Source organism: Actinomyces gaoshouyii, from assembly GCF_002072175.1.
Lineage (GTDB): Bacteria > Actinomycetota > Actinomycetes > Actinomycetales > Actinomycetaceae > Actinomyces > Actinomyces gaoshouyii.
The window spans coordinates 149209-174104 of record NZ_MVIV01000004.1; the positions used below are offsets into that span (position 1 = coordinate 149209).

Below are 24896 nucleotides of genomic sequence, written 5' to 3' on the forward strand. Positions count from 1 at the left end.
GCCGCGGTCCCGCGCGCCGGCAGGATCAGGGTTTCTCAGCCGCGGGCGAGCGAGCGCAGGACGTACTGGAGGATGCCGCCGTTGCGGAAGTAGTCGGCCTCGCCGGGGGTGTCGATGCGCACGACCGCCTCGAAGATCGTCGCAGTCCCGTCAGCCCGCTCGGCGCGCACAGCCGCGGTCCGCGGCGTCACGCCGTCGTTGAGGGCGGTCAGGCCCGTGATCGAGAAGGACTCCGTACCATCCAATCCCAACGAGGCGGCCGACTGCCCCGCAGGGAACTGCAGGGGCACCACGCCCATGCCGATGAGGTTGGAGCGGTGGATGCGCTCGAAGGACTCGGCGATGACCGCTCGCACGCCCAGCAGGGCCGTACCCTTGGCCGCCCAGTCGCGCGAGGAGCCCGAGCCGTACTCCTTGCCCCCCAGAACCACCAGAGGGACACCCGCGGCCCGGTAGGCCTGGGAGGCATCGAAGATCGACTCGGTCTCACCGGTGAGGAAGTTGCGGGTGTACCCGCCCTCGACGCCATCGAGGAGCTGGTTGCGCAGGCGGATGTTGGCGAAGGTGCCGCGGATCATCACCTCGTGGTTGCCGCGGCGTGAGCCGTAGGAGTTGAAGTCCGCCCTGGCCACGCCATGCTCGGCGAGGTAGCGCCCGGCCGGGGAGTCGGCCTTGATGGCGCCGGCAGGCGAGATGTGGTCCGTGGTCACCGAGTCCCCGAGGAGTGCGAGCACGCGGGCGCCCTCGATATCCGTCACCGGCGTCAGCTCCATGGTCAGCCCCTCGAAGAAGGGCGCCTTGCGCACATAGGTGGAGTCGGCATCCCACGTGAAGGTCTGGCCCTCAGGGGTGTCCAGGCCGCGCCAGCGCTCGTCACCGGCGAAGACGTCGGCGTAGTCGCGCTCGTACATCTCGCGGTCGATGGTGGCATCGATCGTGGCCTGAACCTCGGCGGGGGTGGGCCAGATATCCGCCAGGAGCACGTCGTTCCCCTCGAGGTCCCGACCGAGCGGCTCAGTGGCGAAGTCGAAGTCCATCGTCCCGGCCAACGCGTAGGCGATGACCATCGGCGGGGAGGCCAGATAGTTCATCTTCACATCGGGGTTGATGCGGCCCTCGAAGTTGCGGTTGCCCGACAGCACCGATACCACCGCCAGGTCCGCCTCATTCACCGCGGCCGAGACCTCCTCGGGCAGGGGCCCGGAGTTGCCGATGCAGGTGGCACAGCCGTAGCCCACCACGTTGAAGCCCAGCGCATCCAGCGCCGGCCATAGCCCGGCCTTGGCGTAGTAGTCCGTGACCACTTGGCTTCCGGGCGCGGTGGAGGTCTTCACCCAGGGCTTGGAGCGCAGTCCGCGCGCCACCGCGTTGCGGGCCAGCAGGCCCGCGGCCACCATGACCGAGGGATTGGAGGTGTTGGTGCACGAGGTGATGGAGGCGATGACGACGCGCCCGTGGTCGAGCTCGGTGGCAGTGCCATCGGCCAGGGTCACGCCGGTGGGCTTGTGGTTCTCGGGCGCGTAGGCGGGCAGGGCCTCGCGGAAGGCCTCCTTGGCCCGGGAGAGCTCGATGCGGTCCTGAGGGCGCTTGGGACCGGCGATCGAGGGGACGACGGTGGCCAGGTCGAGCTCCAGGTACTCGGAGTACACGGGATCGCGGGAGGGGTCGTGCCACAGGCCCTGGGCCTTGGCGTAGGCCTCCACCAGGGCGATGGACTCCTCGGAACGGCCGGTCAGGCGCAGGTAGTCCAGGGTGATGCCGTCGATGGGGAACATGGCGGCGGTGGAGCCGAACTCCGGGCTCATGTTGCCGATGGTGGCGCGGTTGGCCAGCGGCACCGCGCCCACGCCCTCGCCGTAGAACTCCACGATCTTGCCGACCACTCCGTGCGCGCGCAGCATCTGGGTGATGGTGAGGACCACGTCCGTGGCAGTGGCCGCGGCGGGGATCTGTCCGGTGAGCTTGAAGCCGACGACGCGCGGGATGAGCATGGACACGGGCTGGCCGAGCATGGCGGCCTCGGCCTCGATGCCTCCCACGCCCCAGCCGAGCACGCCCAGCCCGTTGACCATGGTGGTGTGGGAGTCCGTGCCCACACAGGTGTCCGGGTAGGCCACGGTCGCCCGGGCGCCGCCGCGCTCCTCGGTGCGGGTGAAGACCGTGCGGGCGAGGAACTCGATGTTGACCTGGTGGACGATGCCCGTGCCCGGGGGCACGACGCGGAAGTTGTCGAGAGCCCCCTGGCCCCAGCGCAGGAACTGGTAGCGCTCGGCGTTGCGCTCGTACTCGCGCTCCTTGTTGCGCTCCAGGGAGTCGGCCAGGCCGAAGGAGTCAATCTGCACCGAGTGGTCGATGACCATCTCCGCGGGGGCGAGCGGGTTGATGACGGCCGGATCCCCACCGAGCTCGGCGACGGCCTCGCGCATGGTGGCCAGGTCCACGATGCAGGGAACGCCGGTGAAGTCCTGCATGACGACGCGCGCCGGGGTGAACTGGATCTCCGTGTCCGGCTCAGCGGTGGGCTCCCATGAGGCCAGGGCCCGCACATGCTCGGCGGTGACGTTCTCGCCATCCTCGGTGCGCAGCAGGTTCTCCGCCAGCACCTTGAGGGAGTAGGGCAGGCGCTCCAGGCCTGGGACGGCGCTGAGGCGGTAGTACTCGTAAGCGGCGCCGTCGACGTCGAGGATGGCGCGGGATCCGAAGGTGTCGATGCTGGTCAACGTCGCTCCTGTTGCTCGAGGATCACCGGAGGCGGCGCGGCCCGGGTCGTCCGGCGCGGGCCCGCCCGGTGTGGCGCCCACGCTATCCGACGGCGCGTCATCGCCCGTCAACATGCCGATCCGGTGCGGTGCGCCCGTCCTTGGGGAAGGGGAGCGAGCACCGAATATCGCGAGCCGCTCCGCACCTAACCGGCACCGGGCCGAGCCGCGCCGGAGGGCGCCGGGCTCAGGGGCGCTGGAGCACTGCGATCGTCTCGAAGTGGTGGGTGTGGGGGAACATGTCGAGGGCTCGCAGGTCCTCCAGGCGGTAGCCGCCGCGCAGGAGGCAGCCCACGTCCCTGGCCAGGGCCGCGGGGTCGCAGGCCACCAGCACGACCCGCCCGGGGCCCATCTCCACGATCGCCTCGATGACGTCCCTGCCCGCGCCCTGGCGGGGAGGGTCGAGGACGACAACGTCGGCGCGCCCATCCGCACCGGGGCCGAAGGATCGCCCGAGCTCAGCGACCGAGGCGCCCGTCACCCGGCCCGCCATCAGGCGGGCCGGGGGAGCCGGGCGCAGATTGCGGTCGGCATCGCGCACCGCGCGCTCGGAGCCCTCCAGGGAGATGACCTCGCCGGCCAGCAGGGCCAGTGGGAGGGTGAGCAGGCCCGAGCCGGAGTAGAGCTCCAGGACGCGGGGCCCTCCCGGCCGACCGGCGCCGGAGGCGTCCGCCCCGCCCGCCTCATCGCCCAGGGCACTGCGGGTCACGGCCTCCACGAGGACCCGGGGGGCATCCCGGTGGATCTGCCAGAAGGCGTCGGCGCGCACCGTGTAGCGCAGCTGCCCCAGGCCGAGGCCCGAAGCATCGACGGACTCGTCCACCCGCTGCCTGCTCAGGGGGCGCCCGGTGGCCGACAGGACGGTGCCGTCGACGATGACAACGGGAGCGCCCGCGCTGGGGGCGACGGCCTCGACATGCCGTGCCCCGGTCAGGCGCCGGCGCCAGGGCCCGCGCATGGTCAGGCCCAGATCCCGGATGGCAGGGACCGCCAGTGGGATGTCGCGCACGGGCAGGATCGTCGCCGAGCGAAAGGCATGCATGCCGGGGGTGCCGTTGTCGTCGATGGCGAGCTCGATGCGGGTGCGCGTACCGGTCCCCGCCAGGGCGCGAACCCGGGGATCCTCGGCGGCCTCGGCGGCCGCCTCATGGGGCATGGGCTCGACGGGCACACCGCCGGGAGGCGTCGAGGAGGGCAGGGCCAGGACGGCCTCGGCAACCTCCGGTCCACCGATGCGGCGCAGGCAGTCGGCCAGGACCCATCGCTTCCAGGTGCGCTGGGCGGGCAAGGCCACATGGGACAGCTCTCCTCCGCCGACCCCGCCGGGGCCGGCCTCGGGCCACACCGGCTCCACCCGGTCCGGGGAGGCGGTGAGTGCCTCGACGGCGTCAGCGCGCCACATCTTGGAGGTCCTGGCGGTGATGCGCGCCCGCACGGTCTCCCCAGGCAGCGCGTGGCGCACGAAGACCACGCGGCCCCCCGGCTCCCCCTGGGGCCGGGCCACGCAATGCCCTCCGTGGGCGGGGGGCCCGACGACGAGGATCATCTCCTCCGGCTCATGGGCAGCGCCCTGGGTCTGCTCCCGGCGGGCCGGACCGCGCCCCCGCCCTCTCATGGCTCTCATGGCCTCTTCCCCACGTCGGGGCCGGAGGCGCCGACGGGCGCCCCGGCACCACGACGACGGGCCCGCGCGCCCCGGCGCACCGCCTCATCGGCGTCAACGATGCCTGCGGCCGAGGCCAGGCGCCGCTCCTGGCGCGCCCGCCGCATCCCTGGAGCCCCCAACTGCCACGGCACCGAGGCCACCACCACCCCGGGGGTGAACAGGAGCGCCGTCTTGATGCGCAGCGCCATCTGATTGTGCAGCACCTGCTCCCACCAGTGCCGCACCAGGTACTCGGGGATGAAGACGACCACGAGGTCGCGCGGGGACTCCCGGCGCACCGAGCGCACATAGGCGATGACCGAGCGGGTGATATCGCGGTAGGGCGAGTCGAGGACGGTCAGGGGGACCTGGAGGTCCGCCTCGTCCCAGTCGTCCAGGAGCCGCTCGGCCCGGTCATCGCCGATATCCACGGTGAGCGCCTCGATCGAGGTCGGGTTCGTGGACAGCGCGTAAGTCAGCGCCCGCAGGGTGGGCTTGTGCAGGCTGGAGGCCAGCACGATGGCGTGGATGTGGGCCGGGAGGACCCGGGAGTCATGCAGATCGGTAATGGCCAGTTCCTCGCGGACCCTGTCGTAGTGGCGGTGGATCCAGTTCATGACCAGGAAGATGATCGCCATGATCGTCAGCGTGATCCACGCGCCGCGAGTGAGCTTGGTGATGAGGACGACGATGAGCACGAGGCCCGTCGCCGCCAGGCCGATGCTGTTGACAATACGGGAGCGCCTCATCCGGGAGCGCAGCCGGGCATCGGTGGCGGTGGCCAGCTCGCGGGTCCAATGGCACACCATGCCGATCTGGGACAGGGTGAAGGAGATGAACACGCCCACGATGTAGAGCTGGATGAGGCGGTTGGTGTCGGCCTCGAAACCGACGATGAAGGCGATCGCCCCGAGCCACAGGGCGATGATCCCGTTGGAGTAGGCCAGGCGGTCACCGCGCTGGGTGAGCTGGCGCGGCAGGAAGCCATCGGTGGCCAAGACGCTCGCGAGCACCGGGAAGCCGTTGAAGGCGGTGTTGGCGGCGAGTACCAGGATGAGGCCCGTCACCGCCGTCACCAGGTAGAACATGGGGCTGAAGCCGGCGAACACGGTGGCGGCGAGCTGGCCGATGACCGGGTCCTGGTGGTAGCCCTTCCCCACGGGCAGTCCGTGGGAGGTCAGCTGGGTGGCGGGGTCCTCCACCATGTGGACGCCGGTGGCCCCGGCCAGGTGGATGATGGACATGAGCATCGCCGCGGCGATGCCGCCGAGCATAAGCAGCGTCGTCGCCGCGTTCTTCGACTTGGGGCGCTGGAAGCTGGGCACGCCGTTGGAGATCGCCTCCACACCGGTCAGGGCCGCGCAGCCGGAGGAGAAGGCCCTCAGGATGAGGAAGGCGCCGGCCAGGCCCGTCAGCCCGGAGTCCCATCCGGGCCCGGCGACGACGTCGAAGGCCGAGGACTCCGCTCTGCCCAGCGTCCCCATGGCCTCCTGGACGAAGCCGGTGACGGCCAGGGCGCCGATGGCGATCATGTAGATGTAGGTGGGGATGGCGAAGGCACCGCCCGCCTCGCGAGTGCCGCGCAGGTTGAGCAGCGCCAGGATGGTGGACACGCCGACGGCGATCTCCACCTTGTAGGGGGCGGCCGCGGGCACGGCGGTCACCAGGTAGGACGATCCCGAGGAGATCGACACGGCGACGGTCAGAACATAGTCGGCCAGCAGCGCGGAGGCCACGGCGAGGCCGGCGTGGGAGCCCAGGTTGGTGGAGACGACCTCGTAGTCACCGCCGCCGGAGGGGTATGCGTGAACGGTCTGGCGGTAGGAGGCCACCACGATGAGCAGCACGCCGACGACGGCCACCGCCACCCAGGGCGACAGGGCGGTGGCGGCCACGCCCGCCACGGCGAGGGTCACGATCACCTCGTCCGGAGCGTATCCGACGGATGACAGGGCATCCGAGGCGAAGACCGGCAGGGCGATCCGCTTGGGCAGGAGGGTCTCGCCTAGCGCCCCGCTGGGCACGGGGCGGCCGACGAGGAGCCGCTTGACGCGGTCGGCGAAGTCACGCACGACCCCGAATGCTATGCCCGCGCTCGGCTTCGACCAAGAATGAGGGTACGGTTCGGTCGTGCACTTCGTCATCATGGGCTGCGGCCGGGTTGGCGCCACCATGGCCGCCCAGCTGGACCGCATGGGCCATTCAGTGGCCGTCATCGATAGGAGCTCCGAGGCGTTCCGGCGCCTCCCCAAGGATTTCAACGGCCGCAAGGTCAAGGGCGTGGGTTTCGACCGCGATGCCCTCGAGCAGGCCGGGATCGATGAGGCCTACGCCTTCGCCGCCGTGTCCAACGGGGACAACTCCAATATCGTCTCGGCCCGCGTGGCCCGCGAGACCTTCGGCGTGGAGCACGTGGTTGCCAGGATCTACGACGCCAACCGCGCCGATGTCTACGAGCGGCTGGGCATCCCCACGGTCGCCACCGTGCGCCGCACGGCGGACCAGATGATGCGCTGGGTCCTGCCCGGGGGCTCGGCCAGGGAGGCTGAGGACCCCTCCGGCGCGGTCTGCCTCGTCCAGCCCGATGCGTCGTCGGGGTGGGTGGGCGTGTCCGTGGCGACGATCGAGGACCGCGTGGGCGGGCGCGTCGCCTGGATCTCGCGCGGCTCGGGGGCGCTCGTGCCCGAGCCCACCACCCTGCTGCAGGAGCATGACCGCCTCCATCTGGTGGTCGCCACCGAGCGCATCACCGCCGCGCAGCGCGTCCTGTCACGCCCGCCCGTCCAGGAGGCCTGAGCCATGAAGATCCTCATCGCCGGAGCCGGCAGTGTGGGGCGCTCCATCGCCCGCGAGCTCATCAGCCACGGCCACGAAGTCACGCTCGTGGACCGCTCGGCGGAGGCCATGCGCCTGTCAACCGTCCCCGATGCCGACTGGCAGCTCGCCGACGCTTGCGACGTCGAGGCCCTGGACGACGCCGGGGCCGGGCAGTGCGACGTCGTCGTGGCCTGCACGGGCGACGACAAGGCGAATCTGGTCATCTCCCTGCTGTGCAAGACCGAGTACGGAGTCCCCCGCACGGTGGCGCGCGTCAACAACCCGAAGAACGAGTGGCTCTTCGATGAGACCTGGGGCGTGGACGTGGCCGTCTCGACGCCGCGGATCATGACGGCGCTGGTGGAGGAGGCCGTGAGCGTGGGCTCCCTGGTCGCCCTGTTCACCTTCCACCAGTCCGGGGCCTTCATGCACGAGCTGACCCTGCCGGATGACTCCCCCATGATCGGCGAGCTCGTGTCCTCCGTGGTCCTGCCCCCTCACACGGCGCTCACCGCGATCCTGCGCGAGTACCGGCCGATCACCCCCGATGAGGATGAGCGCTTCGAGCGCGGGGACGAGCTCATCTTCCTCACCGCCAAGGAGGGCGAGGCCACGCTGGGGGAGATCCCGGAGATCTTCAACGCCTGACCCCTCATCGCGCGGCCCGGATCGGCGCGCTCCGGCTAGTCCCGGGGCCGCACCAGGAGCCAGACGATCCACAGGGTCAGCGCGTACAGCGGCAGCCCCAGGATGATTCTGGCCGCCCCGAGCGGCCCGACGGCGCCCGCCAGGTACAGGGGCAGCTCAATGACCAGCCGCAGGGCGAACATGCCCGCCAGCACGGCGGTGCCCCAGGTGTAGCGGCGCCGATCGGCCCGCAACGCGGGGTCCTTGCGCCAGGAGGCCCAGCCCGCGCCGTCCTCGCCATCGGTGGTGGCGCGCCACAGGCCCATGAGGACTCCCACGAGGGGCCAGCGCAACGCTAGGGAACCCGCGGTGAGCGCGAGCCATCCGGCGTTGATGAGCAGGCCCGTGATGTAGAAATCCTCGGCCTTGCCCGTGCGCCAGGCCCAGGCGGCCGAGATGGCGGCCAGGGCCGCCCCACCGATGACCTGGGTGAGGCCCTGGCGGGCGGCCAGGCGCGCCACGAGGCCGACGACGCTGATGGCCAGGGATGCCACGAGCGCTGGGATGAGGGCGGAGGGGCGCAGCGCGACGATGGTGACGAAGATGAGCGTGGGGGCGACGGATTCGATGATCCCGCGCCAGCCGCCCACGGCGGTCGAGACGTCGAAGGCCTGGGCGCTGATCGCGTCCAGCCCGCCCGAGGGCCTGGCCAGGCCCTCCTCCCGGGCGCCGGGCCCCTGCTCCGGAGCGTGTCCGCGGCTCATCGTCGAGCACCCAGCAGTTCGTAGGCGGGGTTGAAGATCGTGGGCCTCGTGCGGCCGGCGACGACCATGCCCTCCACGGCCAGGCGCGCGCCGGGCTCGATGCCCACGATGCGGCGGCGCCCCATCCACACCAGGTCCACGCTGCCGGTCCCGTCGAAGAGCTGGCCGACGAGCACGGGGCGGGCCTCGGAGGGACGGTAGGTGACGGCGCGCAGCACGCCAGTGACGCGCACGCGGTGGCGGGGGACGATGCCGGCGATCTCCACGGCGCCGAGCTTGGCGAGGCGCTCCCCCGCGACGCGGGCCTCGTCGTCGGCGTCGAGGTCTTCCCGGCTGCGGCCGAGGGAGCGCAGGCGGGCGAGCAGGCCTGGGGCCGGGCTCATCGGACCTCGGCGATGGTGGGGCCCGGGGTGAGCGGGTCCAGGCCGGGCAGGTCCTCGACTTGGGGCATCACCGCAGCGCCCGGGACGCGGAGGGGGAGGATCTCGCGCGGGGGCCGGGCCGCGCCGTCGCGCACGACGACGACGCCGCGGAAGACGTCGCGCAGCTCGCGGGCGGCCGCATCGTCGACGGCGGCCGGGCCCTGGAGCACACCGCGCAGGAACCAGCGGGGGCCGTCGACGCCGAGGAAGCGGACTCGCACGGTGCCGGTGGCCCCCTCGGCGTTGCGCACGGGGACCTCGGCGATGATCTCGACGCCGTTCTCGCCGTCGACCTCCTCGGTGCGGGCCTGGGCGCGGCCGAGCTCGTCGAGGATGTCGGCGCGCAGCTCGTCCCAGATCCCAGCGGTGCGGGGGGCGGCGAAGGCGCGCAGCTCCAGCGTGGAGCCGCCCAGGACGAGGGAGACGGCCTGGATGCCGCCGGGGCCGGGGGACTCCATGCGCAGCTGCATGCCATCGATGGCGGGGACCCTCAGGGACCCGAGGTCGATGCGGTTGTCATCGTCGTCCTCGGCGACTTCCTCGGAGTCCCAGGGGCCGTCGGCCGGGCGGGCGGTGGCGGCCGACGAGTCGTCGCCGTCCTCGGGGGAGCCGGCGGAGCCCCCGGCAAGGGCGTCATCATTGCCGCGCTCGCTCTTGCGGCGGGAGAACAGTGCCATATGGGGCTCCTTCGGTGATGGGGGATCCTCGGCCGTAGTCGGCCGACGGGGGCGGCGGTCAGCCGGCGCAGTCGGTGCACACCGGCAGACCGGTGGCGTCGTCGATGTAGGCGAGCTGGCTGCGGTGGTGGACGAGGAAGCACTCCGAGCAGGTGAACTCGTCCTCGAGCTGGGGCACCACGTGGACGCTCAGCTCCTCGCGGGATAGATCGGCGCCGGGGAGCTCGAAGCCCTCGGCGACCTCGTTCTCATCCTCCTCGATCGCCTCGGAGGACTGATCCTTCTGCCGGGCGGCGGTCAGTTCCTCGATGGAATCGGCTTCGGGCTCGTCATCGTGCTTACGCGGGGCGTCGTAGTCGGTCGCCATGGTCCACGTCACTCTCTCTCGTCGACGGCTCGTCACGCGGGGTCCGGCAGCAGGGGCACTACCGGGCAGGCTCGCCTCCACGCAGAGGCGGTCCCGTTCAGAGCAGGGCACGCGCACCATAGCACCGCTGAGGATCAGCGCAAGCCCCTGTGAGACGGGGCGTCCTGCCCTGTCCGGAAACGGCTCACCGGCGGGCCTCCCCGGCATCCCCGCCCTGTGATGGCAGGCTGTGCCCTGGAACGAGAGATCCTTGAGGAGGCACATCGCCATGATCGAGCTCGAGCTCCTGGGTGCGAACGGCGACACGGTCGTTCTGACGGATGCCGACGGCGAGCGCTACAGCGTTGTGATTGACGACGCCCTGCGCGCCGCGGTGCGCCGTGACCGAATCGCCGCCCTGCCGCAGCCCACGGACGCCGCGCCGACGGACTCCCCCGTGCGCCCCAAGGACCTCCAGTCCCTCATGCGAGCCGGGGCCTCGGCGGAGGAGGTGTCCGTCGCCACTGGTATGGACCTGGAGCACGTGCGCAAGTACGAGGGCCCGGTCATCGCCGAGCGCCGGTGGGCCGTCCAGCAGGCTCAGGCCTGCCGCATCGGCTGGGGCAAGGACTCCCCCGTCCTGGGCGACCTCGTCGTCGACCGCTTGGCCACCCGCGCCGTCACGCCCGCCAGCCTGGAGTGGGATGCCATGCGCGAGGGGCGCGACCCCTGGCGCATCTGCCTCACCTTCGTCCAGGGCGCCCAGGAGAAACAGGCGCGCTGGCTCCTCGACCTCTCCGCGCGCACCGTGACCGCCCTCGACGACGAGGCCCGCTGGCTCACCGAGGCGGCCTCGCCCTCGGCGCGGCGCCCCGACGTCTTCGACCAGGATGACGCCTCACCAGTGCCGAGTGCCCCCCGCTCCTCGCTGCGCACCAGTCGTACGGTCCCCACGGGACTGCCCGTCGTGGAGAAGCCCCTGGAGGGCGCTCCGGGCGGGGCCGCCCCCGCGCTGGACCCCACCGACGCGCTCCTGGCGGACCTGGCCTCCAGCCGAGGGCGGCGCGTGGAGGTCGATATCCCCGATGACGACCCGGCCGGCGCCGAGGCCGCCGCGGATCCCGCCGCCCAGGACCCGTCCCAGGGCGAGGCCCAGGTGCTGTCCATGGAGGGGCGCCGCCGCCGCGCCAAGGGCTCGTCCAACCACCCCGCCGGCAAGCGCAGGGGCGGCGCGGCCGAGAGCCAGGAGCGCGGCTCCGACAGCGCGGAGGACTCGAAGGGGCCCGGCACGAAGGGCTCCCGCTCCCGGCGTGGCAGGGCCGTCGAGCCCGAGGACGTCTCCGACCCCACCACGGAGGTGGCCGCGGTGGCCCGCGTCAGCGGCGTCCTTCAGGAGGCACTGCCAGAGATGCCGCAGGCCCCCGCCAAGCCCAAGCGGCGGGCGCGCCGCTCCGTGCCCTCCTGGGACGAGATCGTCTTCGGCGCCAAGCCCGAGTAGGCGGGCGCGAGGGCGGTGGGTCCCGGCGTCAGGCGCGCGTGATGAGCAGGGGGATGCGCGTCTCGGCGCCGGTGAAGGAGCCGTGGACGCCGGGCATCCCCAGGACGGCGTCGGCGTGGACGCGCGGGTCGAGCACCACCCAAGTGCCGGCGGCCGCCACGAGCACGTCACCGGTGACACCGCGCGCCCTCTCGCTGAGCGGGCCGAGATGCTCTCCGGCCTCGTCGCGGGTGCCGACCCATAGCGCCCTCTCCCCCAGCTCCGCTCGCCAGCGCTCGGCGAGCGCCGATGCTCGCTCGGAGCGCTCGGCATCGTCCCGGCCGCCGACGTAGAGGTGGGTGAATCGCGGCTCCCCCGCCACGCAGGCGACGTCCCGCATGAGGCGGGGCGAGTCGGTGATGAGGAGGCGGTGCTCGGCGTCGGTATCGACCATACCGTGGTCGGCGGTGAGCATGATCCGCGTGCCGCGCGGGACGCGGCGCTGGAGCTCGGCCATGAGGGCGTCCAGGCGCTCCAACTGGGCCAGCCACTTCTGCGAGCGCCAGCCGTGGGCGTGCCCGGCATGGTCGAGCTCGCCCACGTAGAGGTAGACGAGCGGGATGCCCCGCCTCAGCGCCTCGGCGGCGTGGCCGGCGCGCGATTCCATGGCGTCGGCCCCGATATGGGGGGCGCCGCGCAGGCCCGCCTCGGTCAGGCCCGAGCCGGCGAAGCGGGCGGGCCCGATCGTGACGGCCAGGGGCCGGTCCGCGGCGGGGCGATCGGGGAGACGAAGGCGCTCGAAGATTGTGGGCACGTCCTGCCAGGCGCGCGGGTTCGGGCAGCGCCCCTCCCAGGAGATGAGGCTGAGCAGATCGGAACCGTCTGGGGCGTCCTCGGCGGAGGCCGGGGGCAGCAGGGGGTTGCGCACCGAGTAGCCGACCATGCCGGTCATGCCGGGCAGGGCGCCCGTGCCGAGCGTGGTGAGAGCGGCCGCCGTCGTCGAGGGCCGGCAGGTGACGGCATCGGGGCCCGGCCCCTGGCCAGCGCGGGCGGCGGCCTCGGAGTCGGCCAGCAGGCCCCGCAGGGCCGGGGCGTGGCCCCGACGCTCGCGCAACTGGTCCAAGCCGAGCCCGTCGACGAGCACGACGACGGTCGGCGAGGCCGATGCGGCCCCGCCGACCGGCATTAGCCCCCAGCGCTCAGCGGCATCCTCGGCCTGGGTTTGCGTGAGCGCGCCATCGGGGCCATCGGCCAGGAAGAGCCCGGAGGCGAGGGCGGCGGCGCCCAGGATCTCGCGCAGGTGCGGAACAGGGACGGCCGTGGGCCGATCCCCCGGGTTCTTCGGCGTCGTCATGCGGTCATTGTGCCACCGGGCACGGGTGTCGCTGCCCGGGCGGGAGGAGCCCGGACACGAGAATGCCCCCATGCCGAAGTCCGCCACCCAGACGCCCCCTCCGACCGACGGCGCGATCGTCGAGCAGGATCTCTCCAGCGAGATGCGCTCGAGCTTCCTGGAGTACGCCTACTCCGTCATCTACTCCCGGGCCCTGCCCGACGCCCGTGACGGCCTCAAGCCCGTCCAGCGCCGCATCCTGTTCCAGATGGACCGCATGGGACTGCGGCCGGACCGCCCTCACGTGAAGTCCTCGCGCGTCGTCGGCGATGTCATGGGCAAACTGCACCCCCACGGCGACGTGGCGATCTACGAGGCGCTCGTGCGCCTGGCCCAGCCCTTCACCATGCGCCTGCCGCTCATCGACGGGCACGGCAACTTCGGCTCCCTCGACGACGGCCCCGCCGCCCCTCGCTACACCGAAGCCCGCCTGGCCGCACCGGCGCTGGCGCTTACCGCGGACATCGACGAGGACACGGTCGACTTCTCCCCCAACTACGACTACACGCTCACCGAGCCGGAGGTGCTGCCCGCAGCCTTCCCGAACCTTCTGGTCAACGGCACCTCGGGGATCGCCGTGGGTATGGCGACGAATATGCCGCCGCACAACCTGGGCGAGGTCGTCAGCGCCGCCCGCCACCTCATCGAGCACCCGGATGCCACACTGGAGGACCTCATGGCCTTCGTGCCGGGCCCGGACCTTCCCGCGGGCGGCATGATCGTCGGCCTGGACGGCATCCGGGAGGCCTACCGCACGGGCCGCGGCAAGTTCCTCACCCGCGCCACCGCCCGCGTCGAGAACGTGACGGCCCGCAAGAAGGGCATCGTCGTCACCGAGCTTCCCTACCTCGTGGGGCCGGAGAAGATCATCGCGGCCATCAAGGACAGGGTCGCCTCCAAAAAGCTCCAGGGAATCACCGACGTCGCCGATCTGACCGATAGGAAGAACGGGACCCGCCTGGTCATCGGGGTCAAGAACGGCTACAACCCCGAGGCGGTCCTGGCCCAGCTCTACCGGTACACGCCGCTGGAGGACTCCTTCGGCATCAACAACGTGTGCCTCGTGGACGGCCAGCCCCGCACCCTGGGCCTGCGCGAGCTCCTCGAGGTCTTCGTGGGCCATCGCCTGAGGGTGGTGGAGCGGCGCACCCGCTTCCGCCTGGGCAAGCGGCGCGAGCGCGCGCACCTGGTGGATGGCCTGCTCATCGCCATCCTCGACATCGATGAGGTCATCGCGCTCATCCGCTCCTCGCAGGACGCAGTGACGGCGCGGGAGCGCTTGCAACAGGTCTTCGACCTGTCCGAGGCGCAGGCCTCCTACATCCTGGAGCTGCAGCTGCGGCGCCTGACCAGGTTCTCCGTCATCGAGCTGGAGAAGGAGCGCGACGAGCTCGCCCGGGAGATCGAGGCCCTGGAGGCGATCCTCGCCGACGACGTGCTCCTGCGCCGGGTGGTCTCCCGCGAGCTGTCCTCGGTCTCCGAGGAGTTCGCCACGCCGCGACGCACCGTGCTGTTGGAGGCCTCCGGCGCCGTCCCCAGCTCCGCCGACGGCGCGGGCGACTCGGATGGGGCGGCGGGGCCGGCCCCGGTGGGCCTCATGGCGGGCGCGAAGGATGTGCCCTTGACGATCCCGGACGCCCCGTGCCGGATCCTGCTGTCCGCCACGGGCCTCGTGGCGCGCACGGCGGGGTCCGAGCCTGTGCCCCGCTCGGGCGCGAGGCAACCCCATGACGCCCTGGTCTCCCAGGTGGCGACGACGGCGCGCGGCCGCGTGGGCGCGGTGACCGACACCGGCCGCCTCGTGCGCCTCGACGTGGTCTCCGCCCCCGAGGTCCCGCGCCCGGAGGGCGCGCCATCCCTGGCGGGGGGCACCCCGGTGCGCCTCCTGGTGGAGATCGAGCCCGAGGAGCGCGTGGTGGGGCTCGTGCCGGTGGGCGATGCGGGCGCGGCCCCAATCGTCCTGGCCACGGCTGCCGGTGTCATCAAGCGCGTCAAGGTGGGCGATGAGCCCGCCAGGGGCGATTCCTGGGAGGTCATCTCCCTGGCGGACGGCGACTCCGTGGTCTTCGCGGGCACCGCCGCCGACACCGATGTGCTCACCCTCGTGGCCTCGGATGCCCAGTTGCTGCGCTTCGAGGCCTCGAAGGTGCGCCCGCAGGGCCGCGGGGCCGGGGGCATGTCGGGGATCAGCCTGCACGACGGCGCCCGCGTGGTCGCCGCCTCGGCGGTGAGCGCCGATCTGCTGGCCGAGGCGGTAGTGGTCACCGTGGCCGCCAGCGCGGGCGCCCTGCCCGGAACGGGCGGCAGCGTCAAGGTGACGCCCCTGGACCGCTACCCGGCCAAGGGCCGGGCCACCGGGGGCGTGCGCGCGCAGCGGTTCCTGCGCGGCGAGGACGAGTTGGTCCTGGCATGGGTGGGCGTGGGCCCGGCGCGCGCCGTCGGCTCGGGGGGCCAGAGCATCACCCTGCCGGGTCCCGACGAGCGCCGCGATGCCTCCGGCATCCCCACTATCGCGCCGATCACCGCCATCGGCTGATCGCCGCCCGGGGCGCGTACAGTTCCATGAGCGGTCTTCTCATCCGTGGCGCGCGCCCTGTCCGCTTCCGAAGCCGCGGCGAGCTGGGCCGCCTGCGCGCCGCTGTCCCCTCCGCGCGCACCGGGCTGAACGGGCCCCCGGCCCCGGGCGGCCCCACGGATCTGAGGATCGAGGCGGGAGCCGTCGTCGAGATGGGACCGGCCCTGGCGCGCCGCGACGGCGAGGAGGTCCTTGACGCGGGAGGCGCTTGGCTCATCCCCGGCCTGTGGGACGCTCATGCCCACCTGGACCTGGAGGCCGCTCGCGTGGCGCGCCTCCTGCGCGGAGGAGGTTCTGGGAATCGTCGCGGTGCGGGCCCGCGCTCTCCGCGCGGGCGCGGGCGCGGCGGATGGTCCCGCGCTTATCCAGGGCTTCGGGCACCGCCTGTCCAACTGGCCGCGCGTGCCCAGCGTGGCCGAGCTCGATGACATCCCCGGCTCGCGCGAGCTCGTCGAATCGGGCTATCGCAGGGTCTTGGAGGACATGGCCGCCCGCGGCATCACCGGTGTCACCGATATGACCTGGGGGCAGGACTCCCGCCTGGATCGCATGAGCGCGACCGGCCCCCTGCCGGGCCTGCCGCGCATCCGGGTATCGACCTGCCGTGAGGGCCTGGAGGAGCGGATCGACGCCCATCTGCGCACGGGCAGCCCCTTGCCGGGCTCCCCCGCGGGCGGCGACGGCGCAGCGCTGCCGACACAGGGGCCCCTCAAGATCATCTCGGATGGCTCCATGGGCACGGGCACGGCCCGCCTGTGCCGCCCCTACCCCGCTGATCTGGGCCTGGATCATCCCCATGGAGTGATGAGCGTGGGGCTGGACGAGCTCACCCGTCTGCTGGGCCGGGCCCACGAGCATGGGATGACGGCGGCCGCCCACGCCATCGGGGACGCGGCGCTCATCGACGTCGCCGCGCCCGTTCGCGCGGGGTCGCGGGCGGATCTCGTCCCGCTGCCGGATGATCCCCTCATGCTCGGCCCGGAGGATCTGCGGGCAGTGCGCCCCCTGGCCACGGTGGTCGCCGGCGCCCTGACTGCCCACCGCTGAGCATCACCGCCGGGGTCACACGTCCAGGCCGTAGAGGATCGTGCCGCGCGTGGGCTGGTAGCCGAGCCGCTCGTAGAGGCTGCCGGCGCCCGTCGGGCTCGCGGAGTCGACGCCGGCGGCGGCGTACTCCATGCCGTCGGCCGCGTAGGCGCGCATGGCCGCGGCCAGCAGGGCCGCGCCGAGGCCGCGGTCGGCGTACTCGGCGAGCGAGCCGAGCATATCGGTGTAGCCCTCCTTCCAACCCAGCGCCTCCCAGTCCTGCTCGTACCGGCTGGATAGGAGGTACCCGGCGATCCGAGCGCGGTCACTGGAGCGGTCCAGGGCCACGAAGGACCACTCGGGGGCGAAGAAGGCCCGGCCCGCGGCCCACCGTTCGGGGCTCATCGGCTCCGCGCCGGCGTCGTCGGCCGCCCGGTTGTGGGCCCGCAGGATCGCCTCATCCAAGTCCTTGGACCACGGTTCGATGCTGAGGAAGCGGTCCACGGGGGCCTGCGGGATCGGCTCGCTCAGCGAGCGGCGCACCTCCCGGTACCAGCGCTGGGGCGAGTATCCGAGGTTCGTCAGATGCGTCTGCATCCGCTCATCGTCCTCGAGCACCGTGGTGATGATGTGGGCGGGGATGAGAGAGCCATCGCCCTGCCTCCCCGCGCGCTCAGCGCCGATGAGGTGACGGGCGCGCTCGGACTGCCAGTGCAGGATCGCCCCGCCGATGCCCCGGCCCCGCCAGAGCGGGTCGACGACGCCGAGCACGGAGGCGAAGATCTCCGCGGCCGGGCGCACCCGGGCGAGCCCGAAGGCGCGCATGACGCCATCGGCGTCCCTCCCGGCGACGCCGGAGTACGTTGGGTCGAGGAAGTACTCGGCGGTCTCCTGCTCGGTGGTGCGGTAGGGGGGATCATCGACATCCTCGGCCCGGGCGACGAGCGCGGCCAGCTCGGCGTTATCGGCGGGGCCCAGGGGCCTCCAGGACAGGGAGCGGGGCAGGGCCGAGCGCGCGCCCGGGCGCATCATCGACCACGCCGCGGCCGCGGTGGCCTTGGGTCGTCCGTAATATGCCATTACCGCCTCCTTACTGCCTGATCCGATGCCCTGCCGACGAAGTGCCAGTGAGCCGCCACTGCCGCCGCCGGTTCCACGGCCGGCCCGCTGCCGGCCTCATCCGGGGGGGGGCGCCCGTGTCCACAGCGACACCCGCCCCGGCACCGGGACACGTTTCCGGCAAGGCTACCGGAGAGGCGGGGCCGGCCCCTCCTCCTGCAGGTGGAACCGGGAGCGGCCCGGGATGGGCGACGGCGGACCCCTCACCGGCGCTCAGGCGTCGATGCGATCGCGGTCCACGGCGTCGGCCCCCGCGATGATGAAGTCGCGGCGCGGCTCCACGCTGGAGCCCATGAGGAGCTCGAAGACGTCCTCGGCGTGGGTGAGGGCGGCCTCGTCGGCCAGGGTGATGCGCCGCAGGGTGCGGTGCTCGGGCTCCATGGTGGTCTCGGCGAGCTGGTGGGCGTCCATCTCCCCCAGGCCCTTGTAGCGCTGGGGCTCCTTGAAGGAGCGGCCCTGCTTCTCCAGCCTGCGCAGGGTGGTGACGAGCTCGTCGTCGGAGTAGGTGTAGATGATCTCCCTCTTGCGGCGCCCGGAGCCGGAGACCTCGATGCGGTGCAGGGGCGGCACGGCGGCGAAGACTCGGCCCGCCTCGATCATGGGGCGCATGTAGCGGAAGAAGAGGGTGAGCAGGAGGGTGCGGATGTGGGCGCCGTCGACGTCGGCGTCGGTCATGAGGATGACCTTGCCGTAGCGGGCCTGCTCAAGGTCGAAGGTGCGCCCCGAGCCCGCGCCCACCACCTGGATGATCGCCGAGCACTCGGCGTTGCGCAGCATATCCGCCTGGGAGGCCTTCTGGACGTTGAGGATCTTGCCGCGAATGGGCAGCAGCGCCTGGTACTCGGAGTTGCGGGCGTTCTTGGCGGTGCCGAGCGCGGAGTCGCCCTCCACGATGAACAGTTCGGAGTGGGCGACGTCGTTGGAGCGGCAGTCGGCGAGCTTGGCCGGCAGGGTGGAGGTCTCCAGGGCGGTCTTGCGACGGGTGATCTCCTTGTGCATGCGCGCGCTCACACGAGCGCGCATCTCCCCGACAACCTTCTCCAGCAACGAGCGGGACTGGGCCTTCAGGTCCCTCTTGGTGGAGGTGAGCAGGGCTGTGAGCTCCTTCTCCACGACGCGGGCGACGATCTGGCGCACGGGGGCGGTGCCCAGGACCTCCTTGGTCTGCCCCTCGAACTGCGGCTCGGGCACGCGCACGGTGACCACGGCGGTCAGGCCCGCCATGATGTCCTCCTTCTCGATGCGGGGGTCCTTGGCCGTCATCTTCAGGGCGCGGGAGTTGGCGTCGATCTGCTTGCGCAGCACCTTGACGAGGGCCTGCTCGAACCCGGTGAGATGGGTGCCCCCCATGGGGGTGGCGATGATGTTGACGAAGGAGCGCTCCAGGGTGTCGTAGCCGATGCCCCAGCGCAGGGCGACGTCGACGGAGCAGGTGCGCTCCACCTCCACGGGGCGCAGGTGGCCGGTGGACTTGTCGAGCTGCTGGACGGTCTCGGTGTAGGTGCCCTCGCCGCTGAGCCGGAAGGTGTCGGTCACTGAGGCGTCGGTGGCGAGGAAGTCGACGAAGTCGGCGGTGCCGCCGCGCGCCCGGAAGACCTCGACGCCGTCCTCAGCACCGGTGTCGAACAGGTCCCCCGAACCCTCGACGGCGTTCTTGGCGGCCGCCCGCAGTGAGGCCTCGGCCACGGCGTCGTCGGTGGCCCCGGCGTCCGCAGCGGGCGTGGCGGAGGCGGCGATAGCCTCGGCCTCGGGGCGCTGGTCGTCAAGGGACAGGGTGAGGCCGGGCACGAGGAAACTGGTCTGGCGCAGGCGGGCGCGCAGGGCCCCGGCATCGTACTCGGTGGGCCTGGGGAAGATCTGGGGGTCGGCCCAGTAGCGCACTCGAGTGCCGGTGGTGCCCCGCTTGACCTTGCCGATGACACGCAGCTCGGAGGCGTCGGTGAACTCTGTGAACGGCGAGTCGGGGCCGCGGCCGGCGGAGTCGTCGAAGGAGCCTGGGACACCGCGGTGGAAGCTCATGGCGTAAGTCCTGGAGTCGCGGTCCACCTCGACGTCCATGCGGGAGGCCAGGGCGTTGACGACGGAGGCGCCCACGCCGTGCAGGCCCCCGGCGGCGCCGTAGGACCCGCCGCCGAACTTCCCGCCGGCGTGGAGCTTGGTGTAGACGAGCTCGACGCCGGTCAGCCCGCTGGAGGGCTCGATATCGACGGGAACGCCGCGCCCGTTGTCGCGCACCTCGATGGAGCCGTCGTCGTGGACGATCACCGAGATGGCGTCCCCATGTCCCTCGAGGGCCTCGTCGACGGCGTTGTCCACGATCTCCCACACGCAGTGCATGAGGCCGCGCTGGTCGGTCGAGCCGATGTACATGCCGGGGCGCTTGCGCACCGCCTCGAGCCCCTCCAGGACGGAGAGGTGGCGCGCGGAGTAGTCGCCTCGGCTGGTCTTGTTCTCGGATGCGGGCACGCCCGGAATCTAGCCGATACCGGGGCCGCGGTGCTTCTGCCGCGCCGCCGGCACGGCTCGCGGGCGCCGTTGCGGGAGCAGGCTCACAAGGGGAACGCTGACATGCGGGAAGTCGCAGAACCATCACATAATGACTACAAGTCCATAAAAATCCCGGACTTAAACGGTTCTCCGGGGGTTGTGAGCTTCGACAGCGCCGGAGCCAGCACCGCTGACCGCTGCCCTGTCGGTGACGGCGCATCCGCCACAGCGGTGCATCGCCGCCTCGACAATGAGGTTCCTTCACTCCCATGCGCGACTCCACCACGCTCGATCAGATCTCCCAGGCCGCCCCGCGCAGGGGTTCATCAACCGCATCGAGGGCCCCTTCTCCGCCATCATGATCACCTCGGCCCTCGCCCTCGTCGGCGGCACCTGGGGCCTGGGGCGCCGCTGGCAAGGACGGTGTACCGAGCGATCGCCCGCAACCGGCACAGCCCCGGCCGCCAGGGCTCGTGCGCCGTCCCGCCGCGAGAGCCCTCCGCCGCCCTCCGGCGCCATAGCTCGTCAGCGCAGTCGCCGTCGCCGTGATGCGTCGGGTCGCGAATCGGGGACGGCTGGGAGGTCCCGCGTGAGCGGGCCTCCCCACGTCCCCGATCGGCCCACGGCGAACTCTCTGCGCCCCCGGCGGAAACCCGGGTCCGCGGACCGGATCGGGAGGGCGGCCGTGGTCCAATCGAGTCATGAGCACTACGAGCACCTCCATCATCGAGCGCGCGGCCGCAACCGAGGCCGCCCCTCTCACCGAGGGCGTCGCCGTCGAGGCTCGTCCTCTGACCACGGCGGACCGCTGCGACGCCTGCGGCGCCCAGGCCTGGATGCGCGTGTTCCTCGTCTCGGGAGAGCTGCTCTTCTGCGCCCATCATGGGCGGGAGCACTCCCAGGCGCTCGCCGAGCGGGCGCTGTTCATCCAGGACGAGAGCTCGCGCCTCACCGAGGGCGCCTGACCCCGGGCCGCAGCCCTTACCCAGCAGGGCGATGATCTCCGAGTCGTTCGCGCGCACCACGGTGGGCCGCAGGGATGAGCCTGTAGGCCGGGGTTTACGGCCCCCGAGCGCGATGGATGGGATACGCGTCCGCGCTCAGGCATCAGCCGGCGTCCGCGGCTTGGGCGCCCTGACCGTGGAAGTTGGACTGGACGACGGCGCGATCGCCCAGGGGCGCGGCGAGGGTGACCCGCACGGTCGCGGTCTCGAGGATCGCCGGGCACTGCGCAGGAGCACCCGGGAAGGAGCCGACGCTCAGGTTGATGTCCACGGCGTCGGGTGACTCCCCGACATCCGCGTGGACTGCCATGCAGGTCGCCGGCCCGCTGGAGAAGCCGAGCTCGATCGTGGTCTCGTCAACGGCGCGCCAGGTGTCCCACGCCTGGGGAAGGGGGCTGATGAGGTCATCGCGCGAGACCCACTCACCCCCCATGGTGGTCTGAACGGCGGTGGGCTCCCCGGTGGCGGACTGCCGCGATGACGAGGACCCGGAGGAATCCTTCGAATCCTTGGACTGGGAACAGGCTGCGGCCAGCAGGGGAAGGCCGACGGCGCCGAGGCCGAGCACCAGTCGCCGGGCGGGGAGGCCGGGGCGTGCGTTTCTCATGGCTCCATCCTCTCCCGGACCGGCGCCCAGCGTCCAGAACCCAGCAGGTCAGTGGCGGCGGGGCCCTGAGCGCGCGCCGACCGGGTCCCGAGATCAGTCGAGGTAGTCTCGCAGGACCTGGCTGCGCGAGGGATGGCGCAGCTTCGACATGGTCTTGGACTCGATCTGCCGGATGCGCTCGCGGGTGACCCCGTAGACCTTGCCGATCTCGTCGAGGGTCTTGGGCTGGCCATCGGTCAGCCCGAAGCGCATGGACACCACGCCGGCCTCCCTCTCGGACAGGGTGTCGAGCACCGCGTGCAACTGCTCCTGCAGAAGGGTGAAGCTCACCGCATCGGCCGGAACCACGGCCTCGGAGTCCTCGATGAGGTCGCCGAACTCGCTGTCCCCGTCCTCGCCCAGCGGCGTGTGCAGGCTGATGGGCTCGCGGCCGTACTTCTGGACCTCGACGACCTTCTCAGGGGTCATGTCCAGCTCGACGGCGAGCTCCTCCGGGGTGGGCTCGCGGCCCAGGTCCTGGAGCATCTGGCGCTGCACGCGGGCGAGCTTGTTGATGACCTCGACCATGTGGACCGGGATGCGGATCGTGCGGGCCTGATCCGCCATAGCACGGGTGATGGCCTGGCGGATCCACCACGTGGCATAGGTGGAGAACTTGTAGCCCTTGGTGTAATCGAACTTCTCCACGGCTCGGATGAGGCCGAGGTTGCCCTCCTGGATGAGGTCCAGGAAGAGCATGCCACGGCCGGTATAGCGCTTGGCCAGCGAGACCACGAGGCGCAGGTTGGCCTCGAGGAGGTGGTTCTTGGCGCGCTGACCGTCCTGGGCCACCCAGTGCAGCTCGCGGCGGTACTTCGCGGGGAAGTCGTTGCCCTCGGTGGCCAGCAGGTGCTCGGCGTACAGGCCGGCCTCGATGCGCTTGGCGAGCTCCACCTCCTGCAGGGCGTTGAGGAGGGCGACCTTGCCGATCTGCTTGAGGTAGTCCTTGACCGGGTCCGCCGTGGCGCCAGCGGTGACCACCTTCTGGGCGGGCTCATCGGCGTCGTCGGAGTCCGAGACGGTGAAGGAGCCGTCCTTGTCGCGCTCCTTGACGCGCTTGCCGGCCTTCTTGGCGGCGGCGCGCTCGGCCTCCTCCCGGCGCATCCTCTCCAGCTCCCCGGTGAGGGCGGCGATCGAGGGCTCCATCTTGATGCCCTTGATAACCCAGCCGCGGAAGATGTAGCCGTTCTCGGCCAGGAACTCGCGGGCCACCAGGGGCGCGGAGTCGCCGATGATGAAGCGCGGGACGGGACCGTGGCCGTAGGGGGCCAGGGTGATCGGCTCCTCGAGGGTGCCGTTGCCGTCGATCTCCAGGCCCTCGACGATCGTGTGGGAGCGCACGTAGAGGGTGGCGCCGGGGGCGAGCTTGACGCCCTTGAGGGCGGCCGGCGTGTTGAAGGGGTGCTTCTTCGTGCCGTCCCCGTTCTCCTCCAGGTTCACGTCGAGGTAGTAGTCGCGCAGCTCCGGGGCCGGGCCATCGTCCTCCTGGGCGCCATCGGCGCCCAGGGAGCCCTCGTCATCCTCGTCGGAGTCCCCGTCCAAGTCGTCGCCGAGGTCCGCCTCCTGCTCATCGGAGTCATCGGCGTCGTCGACGTCCGGATCGAGGTCGAAGTCGTCCTCGGGGACCTCATCGGCGTCGTCGATGTTCTGAGCACGCTTGCGCAGGGCAGTGGAGGAAGCCACGGGGCACCTTTCACGTGGGGAGTCTGCTCGGCGGCGGGCCAGCCCCTCGACTCCCCTCATCTCCACGCGGGGAACCGGGCGCAGTCCACCACCATCGCAGCGGGCAACCCAGCGATTGTAGCGTTTATTCCCGCTCTGCTCAGCATCGCCCCAGCGCAGCCGTGCTCGGCGGCCCAGGGGCGGGTGCTCCCGGGATCGGCCGATCGCCACAACCCCCTGCCGCTGCTCCCACGACCGCCACCGCCTTTTGCCACTACCCTGGCGCCATGACGCAGATCGACCGCACGATGAGCCTCGTGCGCCGGGCAGTGGACGAGCGCATCTCGCAGGCGATCGCCGAGCGGAGGGACGAGTGGTCCGATGCCGGGCCCGCTGCGGCCGAGCTCCTCGACGCCGCCGCGGATCTGCTGGGGGGTGGCAAACGGATGCGGGCCGTGCTGGCCGCCATCGCCCTGTCCGCCACAGCCGATAGCGCGCGCCGCGAGGATGTCCTGTCCGGACGGGCCTGCGCCGGCCTGGGCGCCGCTCTGGAGCTCTACCAGGCCAGTGCCCTCATCCACGATGACGTCATCGACGGCGCGCTGACCCGCCGGGGCCTGCCCGCGGCCCACCGCCGCTTCGCCACCGCCCACCGGGGCTCCCACTGGCTCGGCGATGCGGAGGCGCATGGCCGCAGCGCGGCGATCCTCCTGGGGGACCTGCTCCTGTCCGCCGCGGGCTCCGAGCTCGGGGCGGCCCTCGCCCAGTGCCCGCAGGGGACCCGGGCGGCGGGGCGGGCCGCCTTCGACGCCATGGCGGAGGAGGTGGCGCTCGGCCAGTACCTGGACGTGCGGACGGAGTCCCTGCCCCTGCCCGATGAGGGCGCGGATCACGCCGCCGCCGGCCGGGCGATGGAGGAGGCCGCCCTGGCCGTGGTCCGCCGCAAGTCCGCCCGCTACTCCGTCATGCACCCCCTGCTCATCGGCGCACTCCTGGGGGGACTGCCGCCCCACGGCGAGGGGGCCCGCCGCCTCGCGGAGCTGGGCGAGGCCACCGGGATCGCCTTCCAACTGCGCGACGACGAGCTCGGCGTCTTCGGAGACCCCGCCCGTACGGGCAAGCCCGCCGGGGACGACCTGCGCGAGGGCAAGCGGACGGTGCTGCTGGCGCTGGCCTGGCAGCGCTGCGACGCCGGGGGCAGGGCGATCCTGCGCCGCGTCCTGGCCAACACCCGGGCGGATCCGGCGGAGATCGCCGCGGCTGCGGCGATTATCGAGGAATGCGGGGCCAGGGCCGCGCACGAGGAGAGGATCGACGAGCATGCCGAGCGGGCGCGCCGGGCCCTCGAAGCGCTCATCACCGCGGAGGCGGGGCTCTCCAGGAGCGCCACTGCCGACCTGGCCTCCGTCATCTCGCTGCTGACCGACCGCAGCGCCTGACCCGCGTGGGA

19 protein-coding genes are annotated in these 24896 nt (G+C 72.0%); 7 read left to right on the forward strand and 12 right to left on the reverse strand.

Annotation, left to right across the window (positions count from 1 at the left end):
- Positions 1–35: 35 nt before the first annotated feature.
- From acnA to B1H50_RS05240, 3 genes are all read right to left on the reverse strand, one after another.
- Positions 36–2720 (reverse strand): aconitate hydratase AcnA, encoded by a 2685-nt coding sequence (gene acnA, locus B1H50_RS05230; RefSeq protein ID WP_080462713.1) that lies wholly within the window; start codon positions 2718–2720, stop codon positions 36–38.
- A 226-nt stretch (positions 2721–2946) separates the two neighbouring features.
- Positions 2947–4374 carry a class I SAM-dependent RNA methyltransferase gene (locus B1H50_RS05235; protein ID WP_229657932.1) on the reverse strand — a complete coding sequence of 476 codons (1428 nt, stop codon included), beginning with the start codon at positions 4372–4374 and terminating at the stop codon, positions 2947–2949.
- Positions 4375–4379: 5 nt separating this feature from the next.
- Entirely contained in the window at positions 4380–6476 is a 2097-nt protein-coding gene (locus tag B1H50_RS05240) for an APC family permease (RefSeq protein ID WP_080462715.1), read from the reverse strand.
- Between the two features lie 58 nt (positions 6477–6534).
- Between B1H50_RS05240 and B1H50_RS05245 the strand changes: the two genes are divergently transcribed.
- Together B1H50_RS05245 and B1H50_RS05250 are read left to right on the forward strand one after the other, a co-directional pair.
- Positions 6535–7200 (forward strand): potassium channel family protein, encoded by a 666-nt coding sequence (locus B1H50_RS05245; RefSeq protein ID WP_080462716.1) that lies wholly within the window; start codon positions 6535–6537, stop codon positions 7198–7200.
- Positions 7201–7203: 3 nt separating this feature from the next.
- Positions 7204–7869 (forward strand): potassium channel family protein, encoded by a 666-nt coding sequence (locus tag B1H50_RS05250; RefSeq protein ID WP_080462717.1) that lies wholly within the window; start codon positions 7204–7206, stop codon positions 7867–7869.
- A 35-nt stretch (positions 7870–7904) separates the two neighbouring features.
- Here B1H50_RS05250 and B1H50_RS05255 read toward each other — a convergent pair whose 3' ends face one another.
- From B1H50_RS05255 to B1H50_RS05270, 4 genes are read right to left on the reverse strand one after another with little or no spacing between them, the layout of a single operon-like run.
- Positions 7905–8612 (reverse strand): DUF3159 domain-containing protein, encoded by a 708-nt coding sequence (locus B1H50_RS05255; RefSeq protein WP_080462718.1) that lies wholly within the window; start codon positions 8610–8612, stop codon positions 7905–7907.
- Positions 8609–8995 (reverse strand): OB-fold nucleic acid binding domain-containing protein, encoded by a 387-nt coding sequence (locus B1H50_RS05260; protein WP_080462719.1) that lies wholly within the window; start codon positions 8993–8995, stop codon positions 8609–8611. Before B1H50_RS05260 ends, B1H50_RS05255 begins: the two co-directional genes overlap by 4 nt.
- Complete coding sequence (locus tag B1H50_RS05265; protein ID WP_080462720.1) at positions 8992–9711, reverse strand: DUF3710 domain-containing protein; 720 nt, start codon at positions 9709–9711, stop codon at positions 8992–8994. Before B1H50_RS05265 ends, B1H50_RS05260 begins: the two co-directional genes overlap by 4 nt.
- A gap of 58 nt (positions 9712–9769) precedes the next feature.
- Positions 9770–10078, reverse strand: coding sequence for a DUF4193 domain-containing protein (locus B1H50_RS05270; protein WP_017178468.1), 309 nt, complete (start codon positions 10076–10078; stop codon positions 9770–9772).
- A gap of 250 nt (positions 10079–10328) precedes the next feature.
- Between B1H50_RS05270 and sepH the strand changes: the two genes are divergently transcribed.
- Positions 10329–11555: a septation protein SepH gene (sepH, locus tag B1H50_RS05275; RefSeq protein ID WP_416171279.1), complete on the forward strand. Its 1227-nt coding sequence runs from the start codon at positions 10329–10331 to the stop codon at positions 11553–11555.
- 28 nt (positions 11556–11583) lie between these two features.
- Here sepH and B1H50_RS05280 read toward each other — a convergent pair whose 3' ends face one another.
- Entirely contained in the window at positions 11584–12888 is a 1305-nt protein-coding gene (locus B1H50_RS05280; protein ID WP_080462722.1) for an alkaline phosphatase family protein, read from the reverse strand.
- A 70-nt stretch (positions 12889–12958) separates the two neighbouring features.
- Between B1H50_RS05280 and B1H50_RS05285 the strand changes: the two genes are divergently transcribed.
- Positions 12959–15463: a DNA gyrase/topoisomerase IV subunit A gene (locus B1H50_RS05285; protein WP_080462723.1), complete on the forward strand. Its 2505-nt coding sequence runs from the start codon at positions 12959–12961 to the stop codon at positions 15461–15463.
- 276 nt (positions 15464–15739) lie between these two features.
- Positions 15740–16549, forward strand: coding sequence for an amidohydrolase family protein (locus B1H50_RS05290; RefSeq protein ID WP_229657907.1), 810 nt, complete (start codon positions 15740–15742; stop codon positions 16547–16549).
- A gap of 15 nt (positions 16550–16564) precedes the next feature.
- On the opposite strand, the gene B1H50_RS05295 is transcribed toward B1H50_RS05290, so the two are convergent.
- Together B1H50_RS05295 and B1H50_RS05300 are read right to left on the reverse strand one after the other, a co-directional pair.
- Complete coding sequence (locus tag B1H50_RS05295; RefSeq protein WP_080462724.1) at positions 16565–17608, reverse strand: GNAT family N-acetyltransferase; 1044 nt, start codon at positions 17606–17608, stop codon at positions 16565–16567.
- 252 nt (positions 17609–17860) lie between these two features.
- The gene (locus B1H50_RS05300) at positions 17861–20113 is read right to left on the reverse strand and encodes a DNA gyrase/topoisomerase IV subunit B (RefSeq protein WP_080462725.1); all 2253 of its coding nucleotides are present in this window, start codon (positions 20111–20113) and stop codon (positions 17861–17863) included.
- A gap of 722 nt (positions 20114–20835) precedes the next feature.
- On the opposite strand from B1H50_RS05300, the gene B1H50_RS05305 reads away from it, so the two are divergent.
- Positions 20836–21099: a DUF7455 domain-containing protein gene (locus tag B1H50_RS05305; protein WP_080462726.1), complete on the forward strand. Its 264-nt coding sequence runs from the start codon at positions 20836–20838 to the stop codon at positions 21097–21099.
- A 142-nt stretch (positions 21100–21241) separates the two neighbouring features.
- On the opposite strand, the gene B1H50_RS05310 is transcribed toward B1H50_RS05305, so the two are convergent.
- Positions 21242–21745, reverse strand: a complete 504-nt coding sequence (locus tag B1H50_RS05310) for a hypothetical protein (RefSeq protein ID WP_198939974.1) — start codon at positions 21743–21745, stop codon at positions 21242–21244.
- Between the two features lie 93 nt (positions 21746–21838).
- Positions 21839–23467, reverse strand: coding sequence for an RNA polymerase sigma factor (locus B1H50_RS05315; protein ID WP_080462727.1), 1629 nt, complete (start codon positions 23465–23467; stop codon positions 21839–21841).
- Positions 23468–23733: 266 nt separating this feature from the next.
- On the opposite strand from B1H50_RS05315, the gene B1H50_RS05320 reads away from it, so the two are divergent.
- A complete protein-coding gene (locus B1H50_RS05320) occupies positions 23734–24885 on the forward strand; it encodes a polyprenyl synthetase family protein (RefSeq protein WP_080462728.1) in 1152 nt (383 codons plus the stop codon).
- The last annotated feature ends 11 nt before the right edge of the window (positions 24886–24896 follow it).